Here is a 22,289-nt window from a genome sequence, read left to right as displayed (position 1 = left end):
ATACCGTGAATATATAAAACTGTAAAAAATAAAATACAATAGTATGAATATCAAAAAAGACAGGAAAGGGCGGGGAGGTATGAAGCTTGATGCTTTGGGAATTCCCAATTCAAAATTAAATCAATTTGAATCAAAGGGGATTTCGAGTGTGGAAGAATTGTCGCGGTATTTTCCCCGAAAATACTACGACTTTCGGAAGATTACACCCATTCGAAACTTGAAAGATGGCGATATTGTTGCTGTAGTAGGCAAGATTGTGGATGTGAAAACCCATGATAAAAAATATGTCAGAGCGAAAGTAACCGATGGTTCAGGTGGTTTTTTAAACATTACTTGGTTTCATTTGCCTTATGTATATAAATGGTTAACCGTGGGTTCAACTTACATTTTTTGTGGTAAGGTTCAGGTGGATGAAATATACAAAACAAAAATGACAAACCCCATGTATTTTGGTCAAGAGGTCGAAAAGTATCAAAGAATGATTCCTGTATATTCAAAAATAAAAGGAATGGCGGACGAATACTTATTGAATTCCATTCAATCAGCACTTATGATGATGAGTCACCAGGAGCCATTGGAGCCGAAAGTGTTGTCATCATTTGGTTTGATGAAATCAAGCAAGGCGCTAAAGGCAATCCACCAGCCGCAAAATGAATCCGAATTAGAACAAGCAAAAGAGCGTTTTATTTTTGAGGATCTATTTGAATACTCGATGCAAATGTATCAACATGAATCGGCTTCACTTCTTTCATCACCGTTTTGTTTGACGAGATTTACAGAAGTCTCTGAGTTTATGAAGAAGTTACCTTTTGAACTCACAGAGGGTCAACGTACAACCTTGCGTTCGATTAGTGCAAAAGCAAAGGTAGGACAACGCGTAAATGCACTGGTGCAAGGGGATGTGGGTTGTGGAAAAACGATTGTTGCTATCCTTTTAATGGTAGTTTCTGCTGAAAATGGTTTTCAATCAGCATTAATGGCTCCCACAAACGTGTTAGCTAAGCAACACTATGAGGATCTAACGGAACGCTTAAAGGGAACACCATTTAAAGTAGCTTTTCTGTCAGGGGATACGAAAGCCAGAGAGAGAAAGGAAATTTTGAAAGGTTTAAAAAATGGGGAGATTCATATGATCGTCGGAACACATGCGATCATTGGTAAAGACGTCGTAATCCCTAAATTGGCACTGACTATTGTTGATGAAGAACATCGCTTTGGTGTTGTTCAACGGAATCAACTGCGTGATAAAGCAAGACAAGGAGTACATCACATCTCGATGTCAGCCACACCCATTCCGCGAACGTTAGCTTTAGCGATGTGGGGTGATCAGGTCGATGTTTATACGATTAAAACACTCCCAAAGGGGAGAAAGCCAGTTAGAACGGTACTATTAACTGATGAGATGAGATGTTTTAATGGAATCTATCAGCAAATCCAAAAAGGGCATCAAGCATATGTTGTTTGTCCGCTGATTGAAGATTCGGAATCTGAAGCTATGGCAGATATCGAATCAGTTGAAAAAACATTCGAGAAACTAACAAAGCATTTTGGGAGCAATCCAGAGGTTAAGATTTCCATGATCTCAGGGAAAATGAAACAGGATGATATAGTTGACCAAATTCAGCGGTTTGCCAGAAATGAAACAAACGTATTAATTTCAACCACGATTATTGAGGTTGGTGTGAATGTGCCTAACTCTACAATGATTGTGATTAAAAATGCGGAACGTTTTGGTTTAGCCCAACTTCATCAACTTCGCGGTCGAGTCGGTCGTGGCAATTTTGAATCCTATTGTGTTTTATTGTCAGATCGTGAAGATAACCCAAAATTACAAGCAATGGTTGAAACTACGGATGGATTTAAAATTGCGGAGCGCGACTTAGAACTCCGTGGTACAGGCGACTTTATTGGAACAAAACAATCTGGTGACAATAAGTATGTCATGCTCATGATGGCGAATATGGATCTTTATCGTCGTATCAAAGAAGAAGTGAGTAGCATTCACAAAGACCCAAAACGTCTTAGTCATTATCGATATTTGAATGTCCTGGACTACGAGGCGGAAGGGGCGTAAGTCTCTTCTCGCTCATAGACAAAGAGGGTATACTTAATAAAACGATCCTAAGAAAAGGATGGTATCCAATGAAAGGTGATAGTGAAACCCGAGATTCTAAAAATCAAAATAAAAGGAAGTCTCCCTATTCAGGCGCATTCAGAGACTTCATCCAACAAACGATCAAAGATCCAAGTTTCTTTGATTTGCCTCCAGTGGAGCAGAAGAAAGTGGCGAAAGGTGTTATCAATAAGCACAAGGTCGTAAGCTATCAACAAGCAGCAACGAAAAAAGAAGCCAGAGAGTAAATTCTTTGGCTTCATTTTTTATAATACGACAAGTGGTTTTGCTCCACCATTGAAAATACCTAATTGAGTGTATTCGTGAAAGTGGCGTAAATTCTCAAAAGAAAAAACAAATCAACCATTGATCTGCTTTCGGGCTTCATTGTATCGATGTTAGGTATCGTTGTAAAACTCACTGTTTATGAAACTTCCCGCTCCCATCTAAGATATATGGTCAACGCCAATACACATAGGGGAGGTTTACACATGAATTCATTGAAAAAGAATGTACTGATGTACTTGCAAAACAACCCAAATAAACACTATAGTAAAACATCTCTTAGACAACAATTGGGGATCGGAACATCTCACCGAAGAGTATTTTCAGATGCGATAAAAGAATTGGAGAAAGAGGGAATTTTGGTTTCTTCAAAAAAGAGTCGTGTTTCCATTAAGAGGGGATTGTCGCTAATTGTTGGGCGATTCTATTCAAATTCCAGGGGATATGGATTCGTAGTAAACTCTGAGAAGAAAAAAGCAGTGTTTATAGCAAAGGATTTTGTAGGGGAAGCGATGCACGAAGACCTTGTGGTAGCAGTCATCATGGGTCATCCTGTGGGCAGCCGTAACGCTGAAGGGAAAATCATTAGCATTCTCAAGCGAGAGATTGATACTATCGTGGGAACCTATATGGATTCTGAGACTTTTGGTTTTGTTATGCCTGATGATCTTCACTTTCAATATGACATTTATATTCCGAAAGATATGTCTCTGAATGCTAAGTCCTATGATAAAGTGGTGTGCAAAATCAAAAAATATCCGAAGAAAAATCGGAAACCAGAGGGGGAAATTGTAGAAGTAATCGGTGTGAAGTTCGATAAGGGTATAGACCTTTTATCTATTCTGAAAGACAAAAAGATACCGCAAGAATTTTCTGCTAAGGTAATAAGAGAATCTGATGCAATTTCTGAGATCATATCTATTAAAGATAGAGAAAACCGTCTTGATTTGCGGAATGAAATCGTCTTTACGATTGATGGGGAAGATGCAAAAGATTTAGATGATGCCATATCAATAGCGAAAAACGAAGATGGGAACTTCCTTTTAGGCGTTCATATTGCAGATATTTCTCATTACGTTAAAGAAAACAGCAAAATAGATAACGAAGCATTGGAGAGAGGGACATCTGTGTATCTTATTGATACAGTCATTCCAATGTTGCCGAAAAAGCTATCTAATCATTTATGCAGTTTGCAAGCAAATGAAGATAAACTTGCTCTATCTGTATTTATGGAAGTTTCTCCGCAAGGTAATGTGGTTGATCGATCATTCCATGAGTCGATTATTCACTCAAGAGCAAGATTAACTTATAAGGAAGTATCTGATCATTTAGAAGGCAATACTCAGGAGTTCTCTGAAAAATATCCATTCTTGGTTGAGAGAATCAAATGGATGAAAGATTTGTCTGATATTTTAAAGATGAAACGAAAAAAACGTGGTGCTATTGAGTTTGATTTTTCCGAAACAAAAATCTTATTAGCACCAAATGGTGATGTAGAAGATGTTCAAAAGTATGAGCGTCGAATTGCTCATGGATTGATTGAAGAATGCATGTTACTTTGCAATGAAACTGTTGCAGAATTCTTCATGAAAAAAGCCATTCCATTTGTGTATCGCGTCCATGAAAAGCCCCGAGAAGAGAGAATGCAAGATTTCCAGGCTTTCATAGAGCAATATGGATACATCATTTCGGATATGAAAAACCTTACAACCAAAGAGCTTCAAGAGCTGTTGGCAAAAGTAAAGGATGCACCAGAGGGACAGGCAATTAACTTCTTGCTACTTCGATCAATGATGCAAGCGAGATATTCACCACTCTGCAAAGGGCACTTTGGTTTGGCAGCAGATTATTACAGTCACTTTACTTCCCCTATACGACGTTATCCTGATTTGCAAATTCATCGTATTATGAAAGAATATCTAAATGGCATGATTACGATGGAAAGAAAGAATGAATTGGAGAAAATAGTGGAGAAGTCTGCAATGATGGCGTCAAAGCGCGAACGAATTGCAGAACGGGCGGAAGAGGAATATAAACTTCTTAAAAAAATTGAATTTATGAAATCCAAAGTAGGGGAAACATATATAGCGACTATTGTTAATATGAATAATTCATCGTTAACAGTTGCCATGGAGAATACCGTAGAAGGTCGAGTTTATATGCATTCGTTAAAGTCTCCGTACTACTTTGAAGAGAAGACATTTGAGTGGATTGAAGAGGGTGAAGAGCAACGTCTTCGATTAGGAGATACAATCGTTGTTCGAGTAAAAGGAGTGAGTATAGAGCGAAAAGAGATAGAATTCGATTTCGTTTCCTTCTAAACATTATTGAACAAGCTGGGTTTAATTAACCAGCTTGTTTTCTTTTTGTGGTTCAGTCCATTTTTATTAAAGATCTAAAGGTTCTTCCACCAAAAGGATATATTTGAGAACTTATTTTCTATAATACAACAATGTTTCAATAAAAATTAAAAGGAGGAATATCAATGAATACAAAAAGAATCATGAGTGTCTTTGTATTAACTGCGATGTTAACAACAGGAATCGCAAGTATTCAAACGACAACGGCTCATGCTAACTCTACTAACAACACTACGACATCGACACATGCTTACTCTATCAACCAAATGAATGCAAATTACCCGAAAGGAGTTTTTGAATACACACCGACAGCGGATGAGGAGGCGAAGTTTGGATTTCGGTACGCATTTGTCGATAAGGATGGAGATCTAAGGAAGTTCGTTACGAAAGAGCATGCAGATATGCTCTATAAGATCTATGGTCAAAATACAGAGGTTGATAAACCTACAGGCGGCGACGGAAGTTATCCGAAGGGAGTATTTGCTTATACACCAACAGCAGAAGAAGAAGCGAAATTCGGATTCCGCTATGCCTTCGTTGATAAAGATGGAGATCTAAGAAAATTCGTAACAAAAGAGAATGCTGAGATGCTCTATAAGATCTATGGACAAGTCACAGATTCTGAAAAACCAACGAATGGAAACACAACCTATCCAAAAGGAGTGTTCGCATACAAACCAACCGCTGAAGAAGATGCAAAGTTTGGCTTCCGTTATGCGTTTGTTGATAAGGATGGGGATCTGCGAAAATTTGTAACAAAAGAGAATGCAGATATGCTCTATAAGATCTATGGTCAAAATACAGAGGTTGATAAACCTACAGGTGGTAAAGGGAGTTATCCGAAGGGAGTATTTGCGTATACACCAACAGCAGAAGAAGAAGCAAAATTCGGATTCCGCTACGCGTTTGTCGATAAAGATGGCGATCTGAGAAAATTCGCTTTGAAAGAACACGCAGATATGCTCTATAAGGTCTATGGACCAACATCGGATGTTGATAAGGATACTTCGCCAAACAAAAATTACCCGAAAGGAGTATTTGCGTATACACCAACACCAGAGGAAGATGCAAAATTTGGTTTCCGTTATGCGTTTGTCGATAAAGACGGAGGACTACGAAAATTTGCTTTGAAAGAACATGCAGATATGCTCTATAAAGTCTACGGACCAAATTCTGATGTGGACAATGTAAAATCTCCAAACACGAATTATCCGAAGGGTGTCTTTGCCTATACTCCGACACCAGAAGAAGATGCAAAGTTTGGCTTCCGTTACGCATTTGTTGATAAGGACGGAGGACTACGAAAATTTGCTTTGAAAGAACACGCAGATATGCTCTATAAAGTCTACGGATCGAGTGCTGATATTGATAATGGGAATTCAACTGACACCACTTATCCGAAAGGAGTATTTGCCTATACGCCAACCCCAGAAGAGGAAGCTAAGTTTGGGTTCCGCTATGCCTTTGTGGATAAGGATGGTGATCTGAGAAAGTTTGTGAAAAAAGAGCATGCAGATATGCTCTACAAGATTTACGGTAAAAATTATGTAAAAATATGAGGGGAGACTATTACCATCAACGTAAAAAGGAGCTTGAGTATTATTAACTCAAACTCCTTTTTGTTTCAATAGAAATTGATTATGAGTAGAACATCTCCTGCACTTTAGACATGCCATTTTGGTTCATGCCTTCTGCACGATAAGATGGATGATTAGGAAATTGGTCGATCATTTCATTATAGATTGCCCGCCCCTTATCAGGTGTGCAAACTGTGCCAATATACAAAACAAAAGGAGCGACTTGTCCAAAGGTTTGATAGAAAGCGTTCGGTTTATCTTGAAATTCTCGATGGTACTTTACGATATCCTCTCTCATCTTGTGAACATCTTCATATTTTTTTTCGCGTATGATTTCATGAATTAACGATATAGCAGGATCAAGGACATGAATATCTTTGTACACCAACCAGGCATGATGAAGTGGAATTCCATCAATTAAGATCCATCCAACGTAAGTCTTTACGTCTGTAAGACCTTGTTCTATAAAACTCTTATGCATTTTCTCGGTATTTGTATAACAATATCCCATTTTATAGTCATTGTCGTTGAATGCCTTTTCAGCCCATGGTTCATTCTCGATTCGTTTTGTATTCATATAGCTAAATAGCTTCATAGTAGGTTTGTTCCGAAGTGGATAGAGATCAGATGGAATAACCATTCGATAAGGCTGTTGGATAATCACCTTGTTTGCTCTTACGGAAACCTGTGGGTAATACTTTCTCAAGAATTCCATCGTTTCTTTAGAGAGTTGGTTCAATCTTACTCCTCCTCATTAAAAAATCCAAAGTCTACGTCATTTAGGCAAATACTTTTACCTCTCATTCATTAGGTTTGAAAGACTCAAGAAAGGTAATAAGTTCTTCCTGTCCGACTGGATCATCGATTTCCACACAAAGAGACTTGATGCTTTCTTCCATTTTGGTGTAGACATCTTGATCCAGGGATATCTTGACTTGCATTAACGGAGTAAATAGTGGAGATCCATAGGTTTGTTCTACTTCGGTTGTAGACATTTGTTTATCAAAGGATAACGTCTCAACGTCTCCTAAGCAACCTAAGATATGAAGAAACTCCAAATCCAGATTCATATAGTAAAGAAAGTAGGGGCGAAGTGTAGCAACTTTTCGGATAAAGCGGCGGTATTTGGGAATCGTATGCAATTCATCTGGAGAGTCAATGTACACCTGACAGATGATCTTTAGACTGTTTCGGAAGCGGGGACCATCATCTTTGAGTCGATCAATAATACCTATCAACTTATCTACATTCTGATGTTTTAAATCACTTTCGGTTATCTCATAACCAAAAAGTTGCGTTGACAAGTGGATTCATCCTTCCATTTGTAAAGTATCTTGATCAATTATACTACATATAATTTATTTTGTAAAAATAAATTTCGAATTTCAATTTTGAATAGTGTGATCAAACATAAAAAGAGCGCAACCATTTGTTGCACTCCACCGATTATTTACTCCCAAATGCCGATTTTTACAAAGTCTTCATTTTCATCAAATACGTACTCAGATTGAAAACCCATGTATCCCTCGACTTTTTCCGTGTGCGTTTCCAGGACGATTCTTTTTCCCCTATCCTTCTCCTCGACTTTAAATTCAATACCAAATCCAGAAAACAATTGGGATGTCTTCTGAAAATCAGTCACAAGATTTTGAGAAGTACTAATTCCTCGATGATCAAAAATTGTATCTGCATCCTTTTTGAAATCAATCGTGTAAATAATGTCTGCATATATGGGTTCGTTATTCTCTAACTCAACCAAAGATATCGCAAGGTCAGCAAGAATTGAACCCGCAGTTTTTTCCTTATTTACGCCGCGACTAAACAAATCAATTCGTTGATTGTCGGAGATTTGTATATCCAGGGTGTTATACTCATTCTCCTGAAACAAAAACTCCGCAATAGTCTGTTCATCTTTTTTTACAAGAACCAATCCTTTTGTAATTTCGAAAATATAATTTTCAAATTGAAAAATGTCCATTGTATACTCCTCCTCAAAATACATGATTGATATAAAATCTCCTATTTTACAAACTGTGAAATATTATATGTGTCTCTAATTAGCCTTATGCGACAGTGAAAGCCATGTTACAAAGTTGAATCGATGCGGTAATCGGTAAAATAGTAAAAGCCCTCTGTTTGATAGAGGGCTTTTTGATTAACGCACAGGGCAAACTCCAGCTTCACAACTATCCGTTCCTATATCCAAGTCCTCGCCTTTTTCAAAACGAAGCAAAAGAGAAGCATCAAATGGTTTCATTTCGTTTTTGCGACGAATATATTCTTGTTCATCAATAGCCTCATAAGGAGCTAATGGATAAACCGCATCGTCCAATGAGAGGAAGGATACTGCAACAAAAGAATCCCAATTGTCCCAAACCCATTGTTCAACAGCTTCCCACTCATGGTTTCTTACCGTTACGGTAATAGATGTGTTGTGGTCAGTGTAGCACTCTTGGAACATTTTATAGGTTTCCAGTTGTTCAATAGCTGTAATCTCGTATTTGGTTTTCTTAGCAGGTGACTTAACAGGGAATTCTACTACTAATGTGCTTGCATTCTCCCAGGTTTGTCCTACTTCTGGGACGACCGGATATCCGAGTGACATAACCACTTTTGCAAGTGGATCATGAGCGGATATGCGAACACGTCTGATAAAGTGAGGAGAATGTGAACGGTGAATTCCGCTCGATACAGTTGGAATTTGGGAAATCGTTCCTTCAGGTTTAATTGTCGTTGCTAAGAGTGAGGGATTGATATTTAACGATTGTGCATACATTTTCACCGTCGTATTAACAATTTTGCGCAATTCCTTCAACAATTTGCGTTGATCCTGTACCGAGAGATTAATGGCGTCCACCATATCATAGAATCCCGTCATAGATACACCAATCAATCGATCTTTCTTTTGTTGGGCATCCCAACGTGGAATTTCCAGATCGACGAGTGTCATTCGGAACCCAATTCTTGCTGCAAGTTCAAATGCGCGGAATAAAGCTTTTTGATCTAAATATCCCTCATGAACAAAAGCCATCATGTTTACTGTAGAAAGGTTACATAGACCACGATCTGCCAGAAGAATTTCTGCACATGGGTTCAACCCACCGAAATCTTGACGACGTTTTCGAGCTGATTCTGCATTTACTAAACCACGTTCCCCTGTTAACTTCATGTTCTCGAAGTTCTTATGAAGTTGTTCTCTGGTTGGTTTTTCTTCATAAAAAATACTGTTATTACTCATCGTGCGATGAAGAAGATCGTTGTTTGTTATCCAGTTACCTTCGGAATCTTGGGTAAAAATAACGTTTTTCGCATTTTCAATAGCATCGTCATCTTGTGCTGCCAGGTTGATTTGTGCTGTTCTGCGTACTCCACCACTTACCACGTTTTGACCAATTGTGTTAGCGATATCAAGTGCATCAATAGGTCGTAGTTTGCCTCCAGCCTTTTCCATGATTCGGTGAATCTTCTCAAACATGTTTTGTAAGCTGGTATGTCCACTTGCCGTTCCGCCGAATTGAACAAGTCGTTCTCCTTTCGGGCGAACATTATCAAATACCATTTCAATTTCAGTAATTTCGTTGTACAAGAATAGTGTCAAGATTTTGATGTAAAGTTCTAAGGCGCTACACCATCCTTCTTTGGAATCACCGACAATAATGCGGGCCTTGTTTCCGTCGATATGAAGTTCAGTATGATTTTTTCGTTGTCCTTTTGGAATAGGTCGATATGGTTTAGAAGTAAACGTAATGCCTGTTCGATATACAGGTAGTTTCTCAATGTCATATGGCATGGTACGGAAGCCCACTCCGCTACCAATCATGAGAAGATAAAACATTTCACAGAATCCTTCAAAGCTGTCGAGAACTAAGAACGAACAGTTGAAGTTTGAAATGGGAAACTTCTTGGCTACCGTAGTTCCACCAACCCACATCGTTCTTCCAGAAGCAAATTGTCGAAGATAAAACATGTTATCCAGAAGCTCTTGAGCTTCTTCTTTCAAATGAATTTTTACTGAATCAAGATTTGCCCATGGTATGTTTTTTTCTACGAACTCAAGTTCGAGTCCCAAGTTATATTCGATTGTTCGAGAGATCGTCTCTAACCATTTCTCTCGTCTTCCTTTTTCGGGAAGCCAACGACTGTACGTTCGAAGATATACAAATTCTCCTAATTCGGTCATTGGGGGAGTTAATAGTTCATAGTGATTTGTCAATTCATTGGTTACAATTTGCATCAATTTACACCCTCCTTTTAATTTCGTGTTGGACTACTCTTATATGTCCTTGTAGGAGAGTTTACAAAGCAAAGCAGAACAATATTTATTGAATTTTTGACTCGAATTTCTCAAAGGGAATGATCAAACAAAAACAGGGAATGATCGAGAACTTCTTGATATATTTGTAAGTTTGATTTAATATGTAAAATATAATTTACAAATAACAAATCAAAATTTATAAGTACATCTCAGAAATATTGAATAGAATATATGGTTTTTATCAATCAGGATTGCAGCGAGCAATCATTTTTAGGAGGGATTTTATATGAAAAAAAGCAACTTAAAAGGTGGCTATGAAGGATGGGCAAAAGCAATAGAGTCTATGTCGTTTCAGACTCCTCTTTATGTCCGTAAAGGAAGTGAGGATGGAGGAAGATATAGACTCCTGGAGATAGCGGAGAATTTCTTTTTGAATTGGATCAAGAAAAAGAGTAAAAATACCTAACACAAATTGGCAACAATGATAGTGATCAAAATTAGTTCACATGATGAAATGCGAGGGTATATAGAGATAAAAACATTTAAACTCAAATAAATACTCTGATAAGGTGATGATAAATATGTTGGTGGAGCATGATCTTTCTTATTATGATAGTTTAGAGTGGGTTGAAGTTCCAATGTGGAAAGCTTTGAAGCTTTGGTCTAACAACAAAAAACACATGAAATGTGTAGTTGGTAGATCACATTACTTTTATCATGGTCAATTACCGATGAAAGTTCTAAATCATGACCAAGTGCAAGATGGAAAGTGGTTTGTGTCAGAATTGAATAATCAATTGACACAATAGTTGGCAATGAAGACTGAATGATTTCATGGAAAGTAGAGATAAAATGAAGCCTTCGATGTGGTGTGTAAAATGTGACCAGTGGTCGAAAGAATATGACTCTACAGGAAAACACTCATGTGGGGAAGAAGTGACGACTTCAAGTCTTGAATCTGGTTTTCCAGAACTGGATTACGAAGGAAAATCTTTGATATAGATAGGGTCTATTGTTCTTCAAAATGATCAGGATCACTTGGGGGTTGGATATGGAAAAGAGGTTTAATGAAGGTGAACGTGTATATATGGAAGGTAGAGGATTCGGAACTGTAACATCTGATACCTATCAAAATATTCACTTTACAACATATACAACCGTGAAATGGGATGATTACTTAGGACAGAAGTTTTCACTTGCTGAGAATACAGCAATGCTTATTCCAGCAAAGCATACGATAGATACTTCTGAGAAGTGAGACAAAAGCGCATACAGTACAAATGTCTATTGAAGTATCGGGGAGGAAAAATCGTGGCATTTAAAAGAAAGAGGATCAAAGACAAAGGAACCGGGCAATTTATTACCTCGCCTGTAAATTGCTCTGTTTGCAAAGAGAAAAGGGCTTATACGACATTACACGGAAATTTGCGTTATGGAGGAAGAACGTGTTGTGATGATTGCTTTAGTTCGGTTAAGATTGAGGTTGAAAATGAACAAGAGAAGGCTCGTAACTACGAAATGACAGAAGCCGATTATCAAACATGGGGAAGACTGTAAAGAAATAAGTTAACAACAATGAGCAAGAATAATGGCATAACAATTAATTCTCTTATCATGTCGATAAGGGAGTTCCAGTTTTTTGAAAGAACGAGGAGCGATTTGGGAGGGAGTCGTAACAAACCCTTGAAACCATCTGCTGCTCTTGACTTTGATATTCTACAATACCAATAGAGTTGGGATGTGGACATGATGTTACCTCTTAAATATCAAGCCTGGTATCACTACTATCAGATGATGTGTGAAGTGTTACAACTTAGAATGAATTATTCGGACGCACTTCTTCTTGATCCGAATGGCTGTGATCGGTTGGTTGCCTTATCTGAATTGTCGATTCGCCAATCTACAGGTTTGCAGGATTATTATGAAAATGAAATCTATTTTGGGGATTTCGTAGAAGTGTTTAAGGGAGATGAGATTGTATATAGAATTTCGATAGAGAGTATTCAAGATTTGAGCCTACTTGTAAATCATTTGAGTAGTGGTTATTCATTAAAGGTGATCGGAAACGTGTATCAACACCCTAATTTGCTGGAGACTTGTTATCATCAGATAGAAGATGAAAGGATACTGGATTGAATAGGTATTGAATTGGTTGATAGGACAATGTAGGGAGCTAATACGATGGTATTAAAACAGACATGGAAAATGAGAGATCGACGAATGCGAGCTTGGGTTTATGAAGAAAGTGGTGGACAAATGGTATATAGTCAAAACTTTGTCTCTCTTTCTCGTTTTTATGCTCACCTGGAGGATTACGATAACTATGATCTAATGGATTGGATTAACGAAAAAGATATTCATAAGAAAGACATCTTTGAGGCTGACATTATTCGCGCAAATGGAGGCTTGTATCATGATGGGTTCTGGGAGCGCGATATTACTGGTGTTGTTGAATATCGCGGAACCAGTTATGGCATCGTTGATAAAGAAGGAATCTTTCATCCGTTTGACATAGCCTTTGATGGTTTTGATATAAAGTTCGAAGTGATAAGCAGTACGTATGAATCATCAACAGGTCACGAGGATATTGAAGGAGCTGTACCTGTTGTAGAAGAGGATTGGACATTTTAATCTTGCAAATGGAGGCAGCATTTATTGCTGTCTTTTTTTGTGTAAAAAAAGGTTTTTTCTTTCCGGTCTACAATAATTAAGAGGGGTGGTTTATAAAATACATAGATGAACAAAAATTAGGAAAGCTTCGGCTTACATAGGAGAGGGGACAATCAATGCAGATTACTTTTTTCGGTATTTTCTTTGTTCTTTTCATGGTATACCTATTAGGAGTGTTAATTTTTTATTGGAAAAATAGCTCGCTGTATTGGGACAATTTAGGGCGTGTCAGAAAAACCTTTTATGTCCTATATCTAATCATGATGTCTTTCGGAATCTTGTTCGGTTATATTGACTACAGAGATTGGAAGTTGCTGACTGAGTTTTCAGCGTTAGTTGTTTTTGTTGATTTGGCTGTTTTTCAAACACCAAATATATTGAAACTATGGAATGCTGAGTTTCAACATGAAGATCAGGTACGAAGAACTTTGCAGGCGAGCAAAGATGCATTGCGTCAAAGCACAAAAAAAGTACAAGCCTTAACCAATGTTATTCAATATACGGATATTCACTTTGATAACAAACCATTGCCAACTAATTGGGATATGTACAAGGATCAATTGGAAGAGTATCTCAAAACTTATTCGGTGACTTTTGATTTCAAGCTAAGTTTTTTTATGTTTCCAAAGTCAGAAACGGAAGAAGACAAGAAGGAGTCTCTTCGATCATTGGTACAAAACATTGGCATTCGACATAACAAAGACTTTCCGAATGAAGAGGTTACCAATTTGGTTGAATCTTTTTCGAGTGGAAATGCCGTACCTATTGATGAAGGGAAATTAATTGCCATTCCATATTATGGAGAATTTTATCATATGGTGATTACGATTGCCGCAAAAGACGTTCCCGTTGATTGGATCGATGCCTCTCACATTCTGAATCTTACTTATATTTTTGATTGGTTTATCACCGATGGAGAATATGACACGGACTCGTAATATCGATCTATTACAGATGAAACAATTGGAACATTATGCTACAATATATGGCAAGAAGACTCTCAAGGAGGATTCCATATGAAAGGGACTCACGTAAGAAGTGCTCGAAAGGCAGTAGGTCTTCGCAAAAAGGCAGGAAGGGCTTCGCAGAAGAACTCATTGCGACCTGAAACACATGTTCCTGTCACCGAAGGATTTCAAACTCTATTGAAAATGAATGACAAGGCAATCAAGATCATTTCAAATCGATAAATTGTTCACACTTCGAAGCGGGTCAAGTAGCGTCCCGCTTCTTTTGCGTATAATCCGTATGCATTCTGTATAGGATGTAAAAATGAATGCTAAACGGAGGGGGTTATATTGAAATTGAATCGAAAGAGAAAAAGAAAAATCAATCTTCCTCAAACCAATATGGGAGATTGGGGGTTTCGCACTCTGCATAAAGAGTTGGATATAGCAATCGCCTACCTGGATCGTAAAAGACCAAAGTGAATAGAAAACAAGCGGGAGCTTCTTATAATAAGAAGCTCTTTTTTGTGCTCAAACGTTGTACGACCTGTTATTAATCCGTGAAAAGACTGTCATAAGGTAGAATGGTGGATAATTAGATCACCATTATTAAAAATTACCAATTTGACATAATAGCTTATTTAAAACAATCACAGAAAGGAGTGCCAATATGTCTAATAGATACAAAGAGAAAGTCAAAACAGAGTGGGGAATAAGCAAACATGTAATCCAATGTAGAAAAAAGGGGATGTTGGTCTATCGGGAAATGCGAGTGAATCACCTGGATAATACCAATCAAATGAGAGGACATGGAGCGTTTCCGGTACAGGAACTGGATTACCTGATTTTTGACATTCCTGATGATGTGGACGGAGATCAATTCTTGGAGCTATTCGATAATGGGTGGACAGGACTTCAAATTAGATGGTTTGCTGGTTGGACTGAAATTTCGTGTCAATACACAGAATTGTTTCAATGTGGTTTACTCCAAAAGATGCAAGAATTGGGATATATCAAGCATGTTCACAAAGAAATTCCTTCGGATAAGAATGAAATTCCATTCTATGTAAATGCAAAAGGGTGGAGACTCTTGTATAACCAATTTCACATCATTCGTAAAAGAATGAAGAGTATTGGGAAAACCTCTTGGAATCAATCAAATCAATCAGAAGATACTCCAATGCATATGGAAAACGAAAGAGGTTAGGCATTCTTCTCTCTTTAATTGTGGAGTAAATTTTAATTTACTAAATATTTCTTTTGGTGTGGCATAAAATATGATAGACTATAGTCAATAAATTTAGAAGGGAGGCATATAAATGACTGGAAATATTAAAGTCAATGACCAAGTTCGCATCATGGATGGGTGCTTTGAAGGAGAATTAGGCATTGTTCAAGTTGTTCGACCAAATAATCATTATCCTTATATTGTCTCCTTACCAAATCATAACGAACTCATCTTGTACTTAGAGGGTCAAATTAAAAGAGAATAAAGGACTATACTGTCTATTGGGTTTATGGTTAAAGGCATCTAATAAGGAGTGGGATGTATCATGTGGTTAATGATTCTATATGGGGTAATAGGTTATTTGGTAGTAGGCTTACTATTTACAACTGGAGTATTTCTTTATCACAGGGGTAGTGATAGCGGGTTTTCTTTTAATCCATTTCCAGAATGGGTTTTATTTATCATAGCGGTCGTTTTGTTTCCTTTTAATATGTACTGGCAATACAGAGACTGGAAATATAGACGAGATTCACAAAGAAAAAGGCTCGAAGAATATGAAAACAAAAGAAGAAACATGAAGTAACATAAGAATCAAGTTGGGAGGTTTTATCTGTGAAGACACAAGTTTCCTTCTGTTCATGTGGAAGTCCAATGTCTACTTTTGAGGTTGAGCATTACCGAAAATGTACAAGCTGTCACACAAATGAGCAAGAATTTGTACGGAAAGAAGCGGCAGAAAAGAAAGAGTTGGAGGAAGCAGACAAAGAAAGGATGAAAAAGGAAGAGAAAGAGAGAAAAGAAAGAAAAGAAAGAGAACAGCAAAACCGAATCACCTCGATGCTCCAACAACTGGAAGGGAAAACGATTGAAAGGGTAACTCCTATAAAATGGACGACTATCTTAGATTCTATAGAAGCAGAGGCTGTTGAAATTTTATGTACAGATGGTTCAACCGCAACATTTAGTATGGAAGAATTGGCGGATGGTTGTCGTGGCTGTTATGATTATTATCATTACTTAGAAGCCGAAGTTTACCTTGTAGATTCAGAAAGTGGGGAAAGCCAATAATCTCTGACGTTGTGATTCGAATTACTATTGATGAAGATCTTTTTAAAGCCGTATAGAACGCTTACTTGTTAAAATACGATGAATAGAAAAAGACATCTGTTAAGTAATGCAGATGTCTTTTCCATTTTATAATTTGTGTTTCTCTTTTGCTTCAGATTAGTCTTTCTTCTTCCAAGAAGTCCAATTCTCTCTTCCTTCAGATCTATCTATAGCCCAGGAAGTCCAGTTGTTTTTAACCTCAGATTTTTTTTTCATAGTTTCACCTCCAGTGTATCGATTTTAATGGAGATAATATGCAGAAATGGATTTAATGATAACGAAAAAGAAAATGAAAATTACTCGTAGGATCTATTTCTTCCTTCACATGAAACGAATACAATAACTTAATTTCGCAAGAATAGGAGAAAAATATGGAAGGGAGATTGAAAAGGAAATGTTACAAATTTTTCAAAACAAAACATATACAAAATTAGTATGTGCAGCGTTTACATCGCAGATTGGTTCAAACATAGGTGTGACAGCTTTTACACTATTTATTTTGAGTAAATTCTCCGAACAACCTTATTGGGCTACGATCACCGAACTTATGTATGTATTGCCGATTCTTGTCGTGTTCTTTTTAGTAGGAACAGTTGCAGATCGATTTGACAGACAAAAGATCGCCTATTACTCTGATCTCATTTGTCTGGGAATAACGTTGCTTTTGTTGCTCGCAGTAAAAATTGAATGGATGCCATTGATCTTGATCTTATTGTTTGCGAGGAAAGCAGTATCTTCTTTTTTTCAACCTGCTGAAACTGCATTGGTGCAAGGTATATTGAAGAAAGAGGAATATGTCATATCCGCAGGTATCAATCAAATGATGTATAGCTTGATGGGGATATTCGGAAAAGGTGTGGGTGTCTTTATTTATTGGATCGCAGGGATTGAAGGCGCAATTATTATCGATGCCATATCATTCATTATTAGTTTTTTGCTCATTATCTCTTGCAAGTTTTCGGAGGAAGTAAGATTGCCGAATGGAAAGCACTCTTTGAAACAGTTGAATTTGAAGTTAGTAGCAGGAGATTATATGGAGGGAATCAAGTATGTCACTAACTTTAAACTTTTGCTTTCATTAATCATGGGATATCTGATAATGGGAGCAATCAATGCTTCATATTCAATCCTTCCGATTTTTTTATTGAAATACAAATTGGTTCCAACTGAGTATGAATATTGGGCAGTATGGGAAGGGGTTGCCATCGGAGTAGGAATTGTATTGGGGGTCTTTTGCATGGGGAAACTGGCTAAGAAATTAGAGAAGTATCAATTACTCTTATTTGGGCTTGGTGCAACAGGAACCTTAACTATTTTAATTGCCTACTCTGCTAACCAGTATTGGTTGATGCTCTTTTTGTTTATCAGCTCATTCTTTTTGCCAGCAGTTAATATGGGGATGGGAGGGTGGTTACAAACCTTAATCGATCCCAAGTTTCGAGGGCGGGTTCAAGGATGTATCCAACCAATCATGACTATTTCGCATGTAGTGATGCTTGGTGTTATTACGCTGTCATTTCCTGTGTTTGTAGGAGCAGATCACTTATTTGCGAGTGCGGGTTGTATGCTGTTAGGCTTAGGAATCATTCAAGCAATTCGCTTGCCGAAACTTGTTAGAGAATACGAGAAAAAAACAAAAAGCAAAAAGCAAAACGAATTAGCGATTTCTCAGGTAAGTTGATTGTTTATCTAAAATGAAGCAAAGTAAGAAGGAGTGGTTTTTAAGCCATCCTTTTTGTACATATAGCCGAATTGTCTTTTACCTTTTCGAGCATATTTTTCGATCTTGAATGAATGAAGAGGGTGTTTCTTCTATAATCTGAATAATGATATGATTATAGAAGAGGTGGTAAGGGGGGAATTATGGCGATTCTTGAGAGACATTGGTGGTCAGGACACTGGAAAGATGCGATTGTTACAATTCCTGGGATCATCAGAGAGAATGAGTTCTATCATATTGTTGATTATGAAACAGTAGGTGAGATTAGTAAGTGCCTTATCATTAACGCTGATGGTCAGGAGCATTGGGTAGATGTAAATTGCTTTGGTGATAAAAGCAAAAAAGGGTTGTTTTATTCCCATATAAAAAAAGTTGCGGTTTATGCCGCAACAATTATTGAGCAAAATAATGATGATAATGGGGAGGCTTTTGTTTTACTCCATCGCATGTATCTAATGAGTCGGCTTTTGCGTACAAATAGTATGGTTCTCGGATACAATCGAGAAACCATCACATTTCTATTTGATAACCAATTGGAGCCAGATAGACAACAAAAAGACCGCGTAATGAATTGGAGGGACTTTGAAACGTTCGTTTTTGAACGAACTTCTGTATAATTATTACTGAATGGCTTTCATAATCGACTGGATTCGTTTTTGCGTAGGTCCCTTTCTGATTTCATCTGCAAACTCAATTAATAGCAACGCGATTAAATCGGAAACTTTGATTCCGATTTTTTCTTTTTCATCACCATAAAGATCCATCAAAAGGACTTCCCCACGTAGAACGTGTTTTTTTCGCAACTGTATTGGATATGAAGTCATGGAATGTGATGCTGGTACAGGTTCTTCAACACGAATCATTTTGTATTGGTTGACGACCTTCCATGCTTCTCTTAACTTTGGTGCTTTATGTTCTTGGTACAGGGTAAGAAGCTTTTCAGAAAAAGGACGATTTTTGAGTTTTCCTTTGCGAGAATCTTGGAGTAAGTCCATATATAAGAAAGCGATCAATCTTTCCATTGAAAAGTCAGCTTCTTGATCAAGTTCATTGATGTCATCAATAAAGGTTTGAAGTCGTAACAATTCTCTTTTTGGCAACTCCAATGATATAGGCATGTATTGACTTTCTTCAATAAATAATCGTTTCCATATGTCCCACAGCGTCCCTGTTCCCTGCTCTGGATATATGAGATGCAAGAGATTATTCCGAGTCAAGATGATCTCTCCTTTTCGAATGAAAGTTTCTACTACTCTATGAGACAAGTTTTCAAAACATGTATATCTAAGAGAAAATGCGACGAAAATGTAGAGTAAGAATGATGTTCGAAAGGATGATTTCATGATGGGAAAAGATACAGCGTGGAGCAAAGAGTTGGTGTTAGCCTTAGCTCAAGCAGGGAAGAAAGCTAATAAAGAGGGAATGGTATTAGAAAAGAAAAAACCAATCAAATAAAAAAAGCAGACGGCGGGAAATCCCAATGTCTGCTTTTTTTATTTGTGATTACGTATTATGATGGTTTTACTTCAAACGAAAGCTTTTGTTTATAAACATTGCTATCTTCAACAAGGGCTAAGGACGCTTCCAAGGTGTACTTCCCAGGTTGTAGATTAGAAAGCGTGAAGTGTTCTTGGAGAGATTCTCCTGGAGCTAACTTTACTTCTTGAATGGCTTGAATGAACTCCTGCGAGCTGTCGATAGGGACTTCTTTGCCATATTCATCTTTTAATTGAAAATGAACTTTCTTTCCAGAATTAAATGAAAGAATAGTTTCCTTCTCAGTCTGGTTTTTCATTTCATAGGTGAAGTCGAGTTTTGGAGGGTTTGAATTTGCAGTAAGGGTTGCTTCAAATTTTCCAGCAACGATCCCTGTATTTTCAGATACAGGAGGTTTCCCTTGTTCCACTGATGCATGTGGTTTGGGAACATCTGTTTTTATTTCAGCAGAGCAAGCCGCGAGAATAATCGTTAAAGAAGCAAGACTGAATAAGGCTATGTTTTTTTTCATTGTATAACCTCCTTTTATTATTGTTAATTCCATATCTTATGCAAATATTTTGGACTAATTATGCTTATTTGAATTTGATTTCATTTCGATTTTTCATGGGAGAGATGAATAGAATACAACATCTTTTAGACACAAGGTTTTTTATGAAAAATTTTAAACAGGTTTAGTGTAAAGGAGAGGTTTTTATATGAACTTGGAACAAGTGAAGAAATTGTTGGAGGCTTGTGAGAGAGCAAATGGAAATTATTCAGTGATGTTTCCTCTTGTGAAAGATCGGTTAGGCGAGTACACAGAAGAAGAACTATTCGGAGCGCAAGAAGTACTCTTTTTTGAAGAAAGGTATTTAAAAGGACTAAAACATATGTATGAAAACAACATTCATGGAGATATCTTAGATATCGGTTGCCAATTTGGATTTCAGTCTGATTTATTCCTGAATGAAAAGAGTTATACGGGGGTAGACGCTTATAAGTATCGTTTTTTTAATCAAGAACATCCTCATGTTTCTTATCAAGTTGGAAGCTTCCCGAATCTGCTATCTTTGAATGTAAGCAAGTATATTGTTTATTCAAGCATGTCGCTCGGATATTTTCCGATTCGAGGGGAAGATGGAAAAATCTTAATCAATACAAATGAGGACAGATATGTAGATCTATTTGTAGAATCATTGCGTGACTGCAAACATTTGTATATTGCCACAACCGAAGAGCTGTTGAATCGACTAAAAGAGTTATTTCCAAATCAGGAACTACTTGATGAAAATGTGTATCCTGGGGGGCGTTTTCATAAACCATCTCGTTTTGACATGTATTATTTCGGGAATGCGTAGAGGGAAGGATCTATTTTTGGTAGAAATAAGGGAGAAAACTCGATTCATAAAGAAAACGGGAAGGGAAGTTTAATGAATATGAAACAGTTCAAAGTCATATCGAAACAAGGAATTCGTTCTATCTATTGGCAAGTGATACGGATTGGACATCCGACAAAAGGTAATTATCTCATGATGGAGATCTATGATCGTGGGGCTGTAATGGTATTTACGGAGTCACTTTTAAAAAGGGGATTTATTGAGATCGAAGAAGATGAAGGTCGGGCACGAGAAGTTGTACGAGATATTGTTTCAGGAAAACTGCGTCACAACGAGTGGAAGGATGAGTATTTCTTATCTCTTGAAGATGGAGGTAATTATTCATCAGATACAAATATGCTCTTCGAAGAAATAGACTATTTGTTGGTTGATCAAGGCAAAGAAAGGATAAACACTGGAGATCAAATAACGATCATCATAGAACGGCAAACTTATTTAAGTGGAAGCGACCCAGCCAATAAGTTTGCAAATATAGAAAAATCTTGACTTTCATAACTAAGACATTAAATCAGGAGGATGACTATGAAGAAAGTAATTTTAGGTGTTGTAATGTTGACAATATTTTTGAATGGTTGTGGATCCATTAATGAAATGTCCTCGAATAAGAAGGAAAACAAAGTTCCTGATACTTCTATAGAAAAAACAGAAACAAATAATCAAGCTGGTTCAGATAGAAAGCCTAATGGTGTTGCCTTGTATAATTTAGGAAATGGGACAGTGATTCAAGATCTGATAACAGGAGATTTGGTCATCTCGTCTCCTATTGCAGCTGGTCGAACTGTAGCGATTCCCTACATGAGTCGAGATTCAATGAAGCCAATTGTATTGGCAAGACTGAAAGAGATTGGTTACAAAGATCCGTATGAAGTGGAAATGAAGGAAACGAATTAGAAAGACGGGTAAATATCAGTCAGTTAGCTGTCGCTAATTGACTTTTCTTTTGGTAGGATGAGATGATGGCACAGCTCTTAACGGAAGGTCATACTCGCTGAACAGAAATGGATTAGCGTTTCATCACTTCCGAATCCAACTGCTTTAGCTGTGGGTGTGTCAATTCAAAGAATTGATAATGGAGAACAAATCATTGACTTTGATAAAGGGTAAGGTAAAAGGCAGAATGTGTTAGTTCACGCAGTCTGCTTTTTTGTATC

General features: G+C 37.3%; 27 protein-coding genes. 21 read left to right on the top strand and 6 right to left on the bottom strand.

What is annotated here, in order from left to right:
• The first annotated feature begins 79 nt into the window (after nt 1-79).
• The 4 genes from ACFVS2_RS21115 to ACFVS2_RS21100 all read left to right on the top strand — a co-directional run bounded on the left by ACFVS2_RS21115 (nt 80) and on the right by ACFVS2_RS21100 (nt 6,317).
• A complete protein-coding gene (locus ACFVS2_RS21115; RefSeq protein ID WP_390237310.1) occupies nt 80-2,074 on the top strand; it encodes an ATP-dependent DNA helicase RecG in 1,995 nt (664 codons plus the stop codon).
• 68 nt (nt 2,075-2,142) lie between these two features.
• On the top strand, nt 2,143-2,361 hold the full coding sequence (locus ACFVS2_RS21110; RefSeq protein WP_390237308.1) for a hypothetical protein: 219 nt from the start codon (nt 2,143-2,145) through the stop codon (nt 2,359-2,361).
• Between the two features lie 243 nt (nt 2,362-2,604).
• The gene (rnr, locus tag ACFVS2_RS21105; protein ID WP_390237305.1) at nt 2,605-4,719 is read left to right on the top strand and encodes a ribonuclease R; all 2,115 of its coding nucleotides are present in this window, start codon (nt 2,605-2,607) and stop codon (nt 4,717-4,719) included.
• Nucleotides 4,720-4,883: 164 nt separating this feature from the next.
• The gene (locus ACFVS2_RS21100; RefSeq protein WP_390237303.1) at nt 4,884-6,317 is read left to right on the top strand and encodes a hypothetical protein; all 1,434 of its coding nucleotides are present in this window, start codon (nt 4,884-4,886) and stop codon (nt 6,315-6,317) included.
• A gap of 79 nt (nt 6,318-6,396) precedes the next feature.
• Here the strand turns inward: ACFVS2_RS21100 and ACFVS2_RS21095 are convergent, their stop codons facing one another.
• The 4 genes from ACFVS2_RS21095 to nrdJ all read right to left on the bottom strand — a co-directional run bounded on the left by ACFVS2_RS21095 (nt 6,397) and on the right by nrdJ (nt 10,569).
• Nucleotides 6,397-7,074: a hypothetical protein gene (locus tag ACFVS2_RS21095; RefSeq protein ID WP_390237301.1), complete on the bottom strand. Its 678-nt coding sequence runs from the start codon at nt 7,072-7,074 to the stop codon at nt 6,397-6,399.
• A 61-nt stretch (nt 7,075-7,135) separates the two neighbouring features.
• The gene (locus ACFVS2_RS21090; protein WP_390237299.1) at nt 7,136-7,639 is read right to left on the bottom strand and encodes a hypothetical protein; all 504 of its coding nucleotides are present in this window, start codon (nt 7,637-7,639) and stop codon (nt 7,136-7,138) included.
• Nucleotides 7,640-7,785: 146 nt separating this feature from the next.
• A complete protein-coding gene (locus ACFVS2_RS21085) occupies nt 7,786-8,313 on the bottom strand; it encodes a hypothetical protein (RefSeq protein WP_390237297.1) in 528 nt (175 codons plus the stop codon).
• Nucleotides 8,314-8,490: 177 nt separating this feature from the next.
• The gene (gene nrdJ, locus ACFVS2_RS21080) at nt 8,491-10,569 is read right to left on the bottom strand and encodes a ribonucleoside-triphosphate reductase, adenosylcobalamin-dependent (RefSeq protein WP_390237294.1); all 2,079 of its coding nucleotides are present in this window, start codon (nt 10,567-10,569) and stop codon (nt 8,491-8,493) included.
• Nucleotides 10,570-10,876: 307 nt separating this feature from the next.
• Between nrdJ and ACFVS2_RS21075 the strand changes: the two genes are divergently transcribed.
• From ACFVS2_RS21075 to ACFVS2_RS21010, 14 genes are all read left to right on the top strand, one after another.
• Nucleotides 10,877-11,056: a hypothetical protein gene (locus ACFVS2_RS21075; RefSeq protein ID WP_390237292.1), complete on the top strand. Its 180-nt coding sequence runs from the start codon at nt 10,877-10,879 to the stop codon at nt 11,054-11,056.
• Nucleotides 11,057-11,171: 115 nt separating this feature from the next.
• Nucleotides 11,172-11,399 (top strand): hypothetical protein, encoded by a 228-nt coding sequence (locus tag ACFVS2_RS21070; protein WP_390237290.1) that lies wholly within the window; start codon nt 11,172-11,174, stop codon nt 11,397-11,399.
• 242 nt (nt 11,400-11,641) lie between these two features.
• Nucleotides 11,642-11,848 (top strand): hypothetical protein, encoded by a 207-nt coding sequence (locus ACFVS2_RS21065; protein WP_390237288.1) that lies wholly within the window; start codon nt 11,642-11,644, stop codon nt 11,846-11,848.
• Nucleotides 11,849-11,901: 53 nt separating this feature from the next.
• Nucleotides 11,902-12,147, top strand: a complete 246-nt coding sequence (locus tag ACFVS2_RS21060) for a hypothetical protein (RefSeq protein WP_390237285.1) — start codon at nt 11,902-11,904, stop codon at nt 12,145-12,147.
• Nucleotides 12,148-12,336: 189 nt separating this feature from the next.
• On the top strand, nt 12,337-12,726 hold the full coding sequence (locus ACFVS2_RS21055; RefSeq protein ID WP_390237282.1) for a YopX family protein: 390 nt from the start codon (nt 12,337-12,339) through the stop codon (nt 12,724-12,726).
• Between the two features lie 45 nt (nt 12,727-12,771).
• Nucleotides 12,772-13,221 (top strand): hypothetical protein, encoded by a 450-nt coding sequence (locus tag ACFVS2_RS21050; protein WP_390237280.1) that lies wholly within the window; start codon nt 12,772-12,774, stop codon nt 13,219-13,221.
• 155 nt (nt 13,222-13,376) lie between these two features.
• Nucleotides 13,377-14,198 (top strand): type II toxin-antitoxin system SpoIISA family toxin, encoded by an 822-nt coding sequence (locus tag ACFVS2_RS21045; protein WP_390237278.1) that lies wholly within the window; start codon nt 13,377-13,379, stop codon nt 14,196-14,198.
• Nucleotides 14,199-14,276: 78 nt separating this feature from the next.
• Nucleotides 14,277-14,450, top strand: a complete 174-nt coding sequence (locus ACFVS2_RS21040) for a hypothetical protein (protein ID WP_390237276.1) — start codon at nt 14,277-14,279, stop codon at nt 14,448-14,450.
• 427 nt (nt 14,451-14,877) lie between these two features.
• Entirely contained in the window at nt 14,878-15,414 is a 537-nt protein-coding gene (locus ACFVS2_RS21035) for a hypothetical protein (protein WP_390237274.1), read from the top strand.
• A gap of 112 nt (nt 15,415-15,526) precedes the next feature.
• The gene (locus tag ACFVS2_RS21030) at nt 15,527-15,700 is read left to right on the top strand and encodes a KOW domain-containing RNA-binding protein (protein WP_390237271.1); all 174 of its coding nucleotides are present in this window, start codon (nt 15,527-15,529) and stop codon (nt 15,698-15,700) included.
• 60 nt (nt 15,701-15,760) lie between these two features.
• Nucleotides 15,761-16,018 carry a hypothetical protein gene (locus tag ACFVS2_RS21025; protein ID WP_390237268.1) on the top strand — a complete coding sequence of 86 codons (258 nt, stop codon included), beginning with the start codon at nt 15,761-15,763 and terminating at the stop codon, nt 16,016-16,018.
• Nucleotides 16,019-16,047: 29 nt separating this feature from the next.
• Nucleotides 16,048-16,503, top strand: a complete 456-nt coding sequence (locus ACFVS2_RS21020; protein ID WP_390237265.1) for a hypothetical protein — start codon at nt 16,048-16,050, stop codon at nt 16,501-16,503.
• A 433-nt stretch (nt 16,504-16,936) separates the two neighbouring features.
• Nucleotides 16,937-18,223 (top strand): MFS transporter, encoded by a 1,287-nt coding sequence (locus tag ACFVS2_RS21015; protein ID WP_390237263.1) that lies wholly within the window; start codon nt 16,937-16,939, stop codon nt 18,221-18,223.
• Nucleotides 18,224-18,405: 182 nt separating this feature from the next.
• Nucleotides 18,406-18,879 (top strand): hypothetical protein, encoded by a 474-nt coding sequence (locus ACFVS2_RS21010; RefSeq protein WP_390237260.1) that lies wholly within the window; start codon nt 18,406-18,408, stop codon nt 18,877-18,879.
• A gap of 3 nt (nt 18,880-18,882) precedes the next feature.
• Here ACFVS2_RS21010 and ACFVS2_RS21005 read toward each other — a convergent pair whose 3' ends face one another.
• Nucleotides 18,883-19,479, bottom strand: coding sequence for a hypothetical protein (locus tag ACFVS2_RS21005; protein WP_390237257.1), 597 nt, complete (start codon nt 19,477-19,479; stop codon nt 18,883-18,885).
• A 293-nt stretch (nt 19,480-19,772) separates the two neighbouring features.
• On the bottom strand, nt 19,773-20,270 hold the full coding sequence (locus tag ACFVS2_RS21000) for a BsuPI-related putative proteinase inhibitor (RefSeq protein WP_390237254.1): 498 nt from the start codon (nt 20,268-20,270) through the stop codon (nt 19,773-19,775).
• 187 nt (nt 20,271-20,457) lie between these two features.
• On the opposite strand from ACFVS2_RS21000, the gene ACFVS2_RS20995 reads away from it, so the two are divergent.
• From ACFVS2_RS20995 to ACFVS2_RS20985, 3 genes are all read left to right on the top strand, one after another.
• The gene (locus ACFVS2_RS20995) at nt 20,458-21,099 is read left to right on the top strand and encodes a hypothetical protein (protein WP_390237251.1); all 642 of its coding nucleotides are present in this window, start codon (nt 20,458-20,460) and stop codon (nt 21,097-21,099) included.
• A 72-nt stretch (nt 21,100-21,171) separates the two neighbouring features.
• Nucleotides 21,172-21,624 (top strand): hypothetical protein, encoded by a 453-nt coding sequence (locus ACFVS2_RS20990; RefSeq protein ID WP_390237248.1) that lies wholly within the window; start codon nt 21,172-21,174, stop codon nt 21,622-21,624.
• A gap of 36 nt (nt 21,625-21,660) precedes the next feature.
• Nucleotides 21,661-22,029: a hypothetical protein gene (locus ACFVS2_RS20985; RefSeq protein ID WP_390237247.1), complete on the top strand. Its 369-nt coding sequence runs from the start codon at nt 21,661-21,663 to the stop codon at nt 22,027-22,029.
• Nucleotides 22,030-22,289 lie beyond the last annotated feature (260 nt).

Source organism: Brevibacillus sp. NPDC058079, assembly GCF_042885155.1.
In the GTDB taxonomy this organism is placed as follows: domain Bacteria; phylum Bacillota; class Bacilli; order Brevibacillales; family Brevibacillaceae; genus Brevibacillus.
Note: the sequence above shows the minus strand (reverse complement) of the source record. Positions and strands in the feature narration are given on the sequence as shown.

Bases quoted from the DNA above. Each gene is read 5' to 3' on its own strand.
- ACFVS2_RS21075 (WP_390237292.1), top strand. From the start codon at position 10,877: ATGAAAAAAAGCAACTTAAAAGGTGGCTATGAAGGATGGGCAAAAGCA.
- ACFVS2_RS20990 (WP_390237248.1), top strand. From the start codon at position 21,172: ATGAATATGAAACAGTTCAAAGTCATATCGAAACAAGGAATTCGTTCT.
- ACFVS2_RS20985 (WP_390237247.1), top strand. From the start codon at position 21,661: ATGAAGAAAGTAATTTTAGGTGTTGTAATGTTGACAATATTTTTGAAT.
- ACFVS2_RS21040 (WP_390237276.1), top strand. From the start codon at position 14,277: ATGAAAGGGACTCACGTAAGAAGTGCTCGAAAGGCAGTAGGTCTTCGC.
- ACFVS2_RS21035 (WP_390237274.1), top strand. From the start codon at position 14,878: ATGTCTAATAGATACAAAGAGAAAGTCAAAACAGAGTGGGGAATAAGC.
- ACFVS2_RS21015 (WP_390237263.1), top strand. From the start codon at position 16,937: ATGTTACAAATTTTTCAAAACAAAACATATACAAAATTAGTATGTGCA.
- ACFVS2_RS21010 (WP_390237260.1), top strand. From the start codon at position 18,406: ATGGCGATTCTTGAGAGACATTGGTGGTCAGGACACTGGAAAGATGCG.
- ACFVS2_RS21110 (WP_390237308.1), top strand. From the start codon at position 2,143: ATGAAAGGTGATAGTGAAACCCGAGATTCTAAAAATCAAAATAAAAGG.
- ACFVS2_RS21000 (WP_390237254.1), bottom strand. From the start codon at position 20,270: ATGAAAAAAAACATAGCCTTATTCAGTCTTGCTTCTTTAACGATTATT.
- ACFVS2_RS21115 (WP_390237310.1), top strand. From the start codon at position 80: ATGAAGCTTGATGCTTTGGGAATTCCCAATTCAAAATTAAATCAATTT.
- ACFVS2_RS21070 (WP_390237290.1), top strand. From the start codon at position 11,172: ATGTTGGTGGAGCATGATCTTTCTTATTATGATAGTTTAGAGTGGGTT.
- ACFVS2_RS20995 (WP_390237251.1), top strand. From the start codon at position 20,458: ATGAACTTGGAACAAGTGAAGAAATTGTTGGAGGCTTGTGAGAGAGCA.
- rnr (WP_390237305.1), top strand. From the start codon at position 2,605: ATGAATTCATTGAAAAAGAATGTACTGATGTACTTGCAAAACAACCCA.
- nrdJ (WP_390237294.1), bottom strand. From the start codon at position 10,569: ATGCAAATTGTAACCAATGAATTGACAAATCACTATGAACTATTAACT.
- ACFVS2_RS21050 (WP_390237280.1), top strand. From the start codon at position 12,772: ATGGTATTAAAACAGACATGGAAAATGAGAGATCGACGAATGCGAGCT.
- ACFVS2_RS21025 (WP_390237268.1), top strand. From the start codon at position 15,761: ATGTGGTTAATGATTCTATATGGGGTAATAGGTTATTTGGTAGTAGGC.
- ACFVS2_RS21085 (WP_390237297.1), bottom strand. From the start codon at position 8,313: ATGGACATTTTTCAATTTGAAAATTATATTTTCGAAATTACAAAAGGA.
- ACFVS2_RS21055 (WP_390237282.1), top strand. From the start codon at position 12,337: ATGATGTTACCTCTTAAATATCAAGCCTGGTATCACTACTATCAGATG.
- ACFVS2_RS21030 (WP_390237271.1), top strand. From the start codon at position 15,527: ATGACTGGAAATATTAAAGTCAATGACCAAGTTCGCATCATGGATGGG.
- ACFVS2_RS21045 (WP_390237278.1), top strand. From the start codon at position 13,377: ATGCAGATTACTTTTTTCGGTATTTTCTTTGTTCTTTTCATGGTATAC.
- ACFVS2_RS21100 (WP_390237303.1), top strand. From the start codon at position 4,884: ATGAATACAAAAAGAATCATGAGTGTCTTTGTATTAACTGCGATGTTA.
- ACFVS2_RS21065 (WP_390237288.1), top strand. From the start codon at position 11,642: ATGGAAAAGAGGTTTAATGAAGGTGAACGTGTATATATGGAAGGTAGA.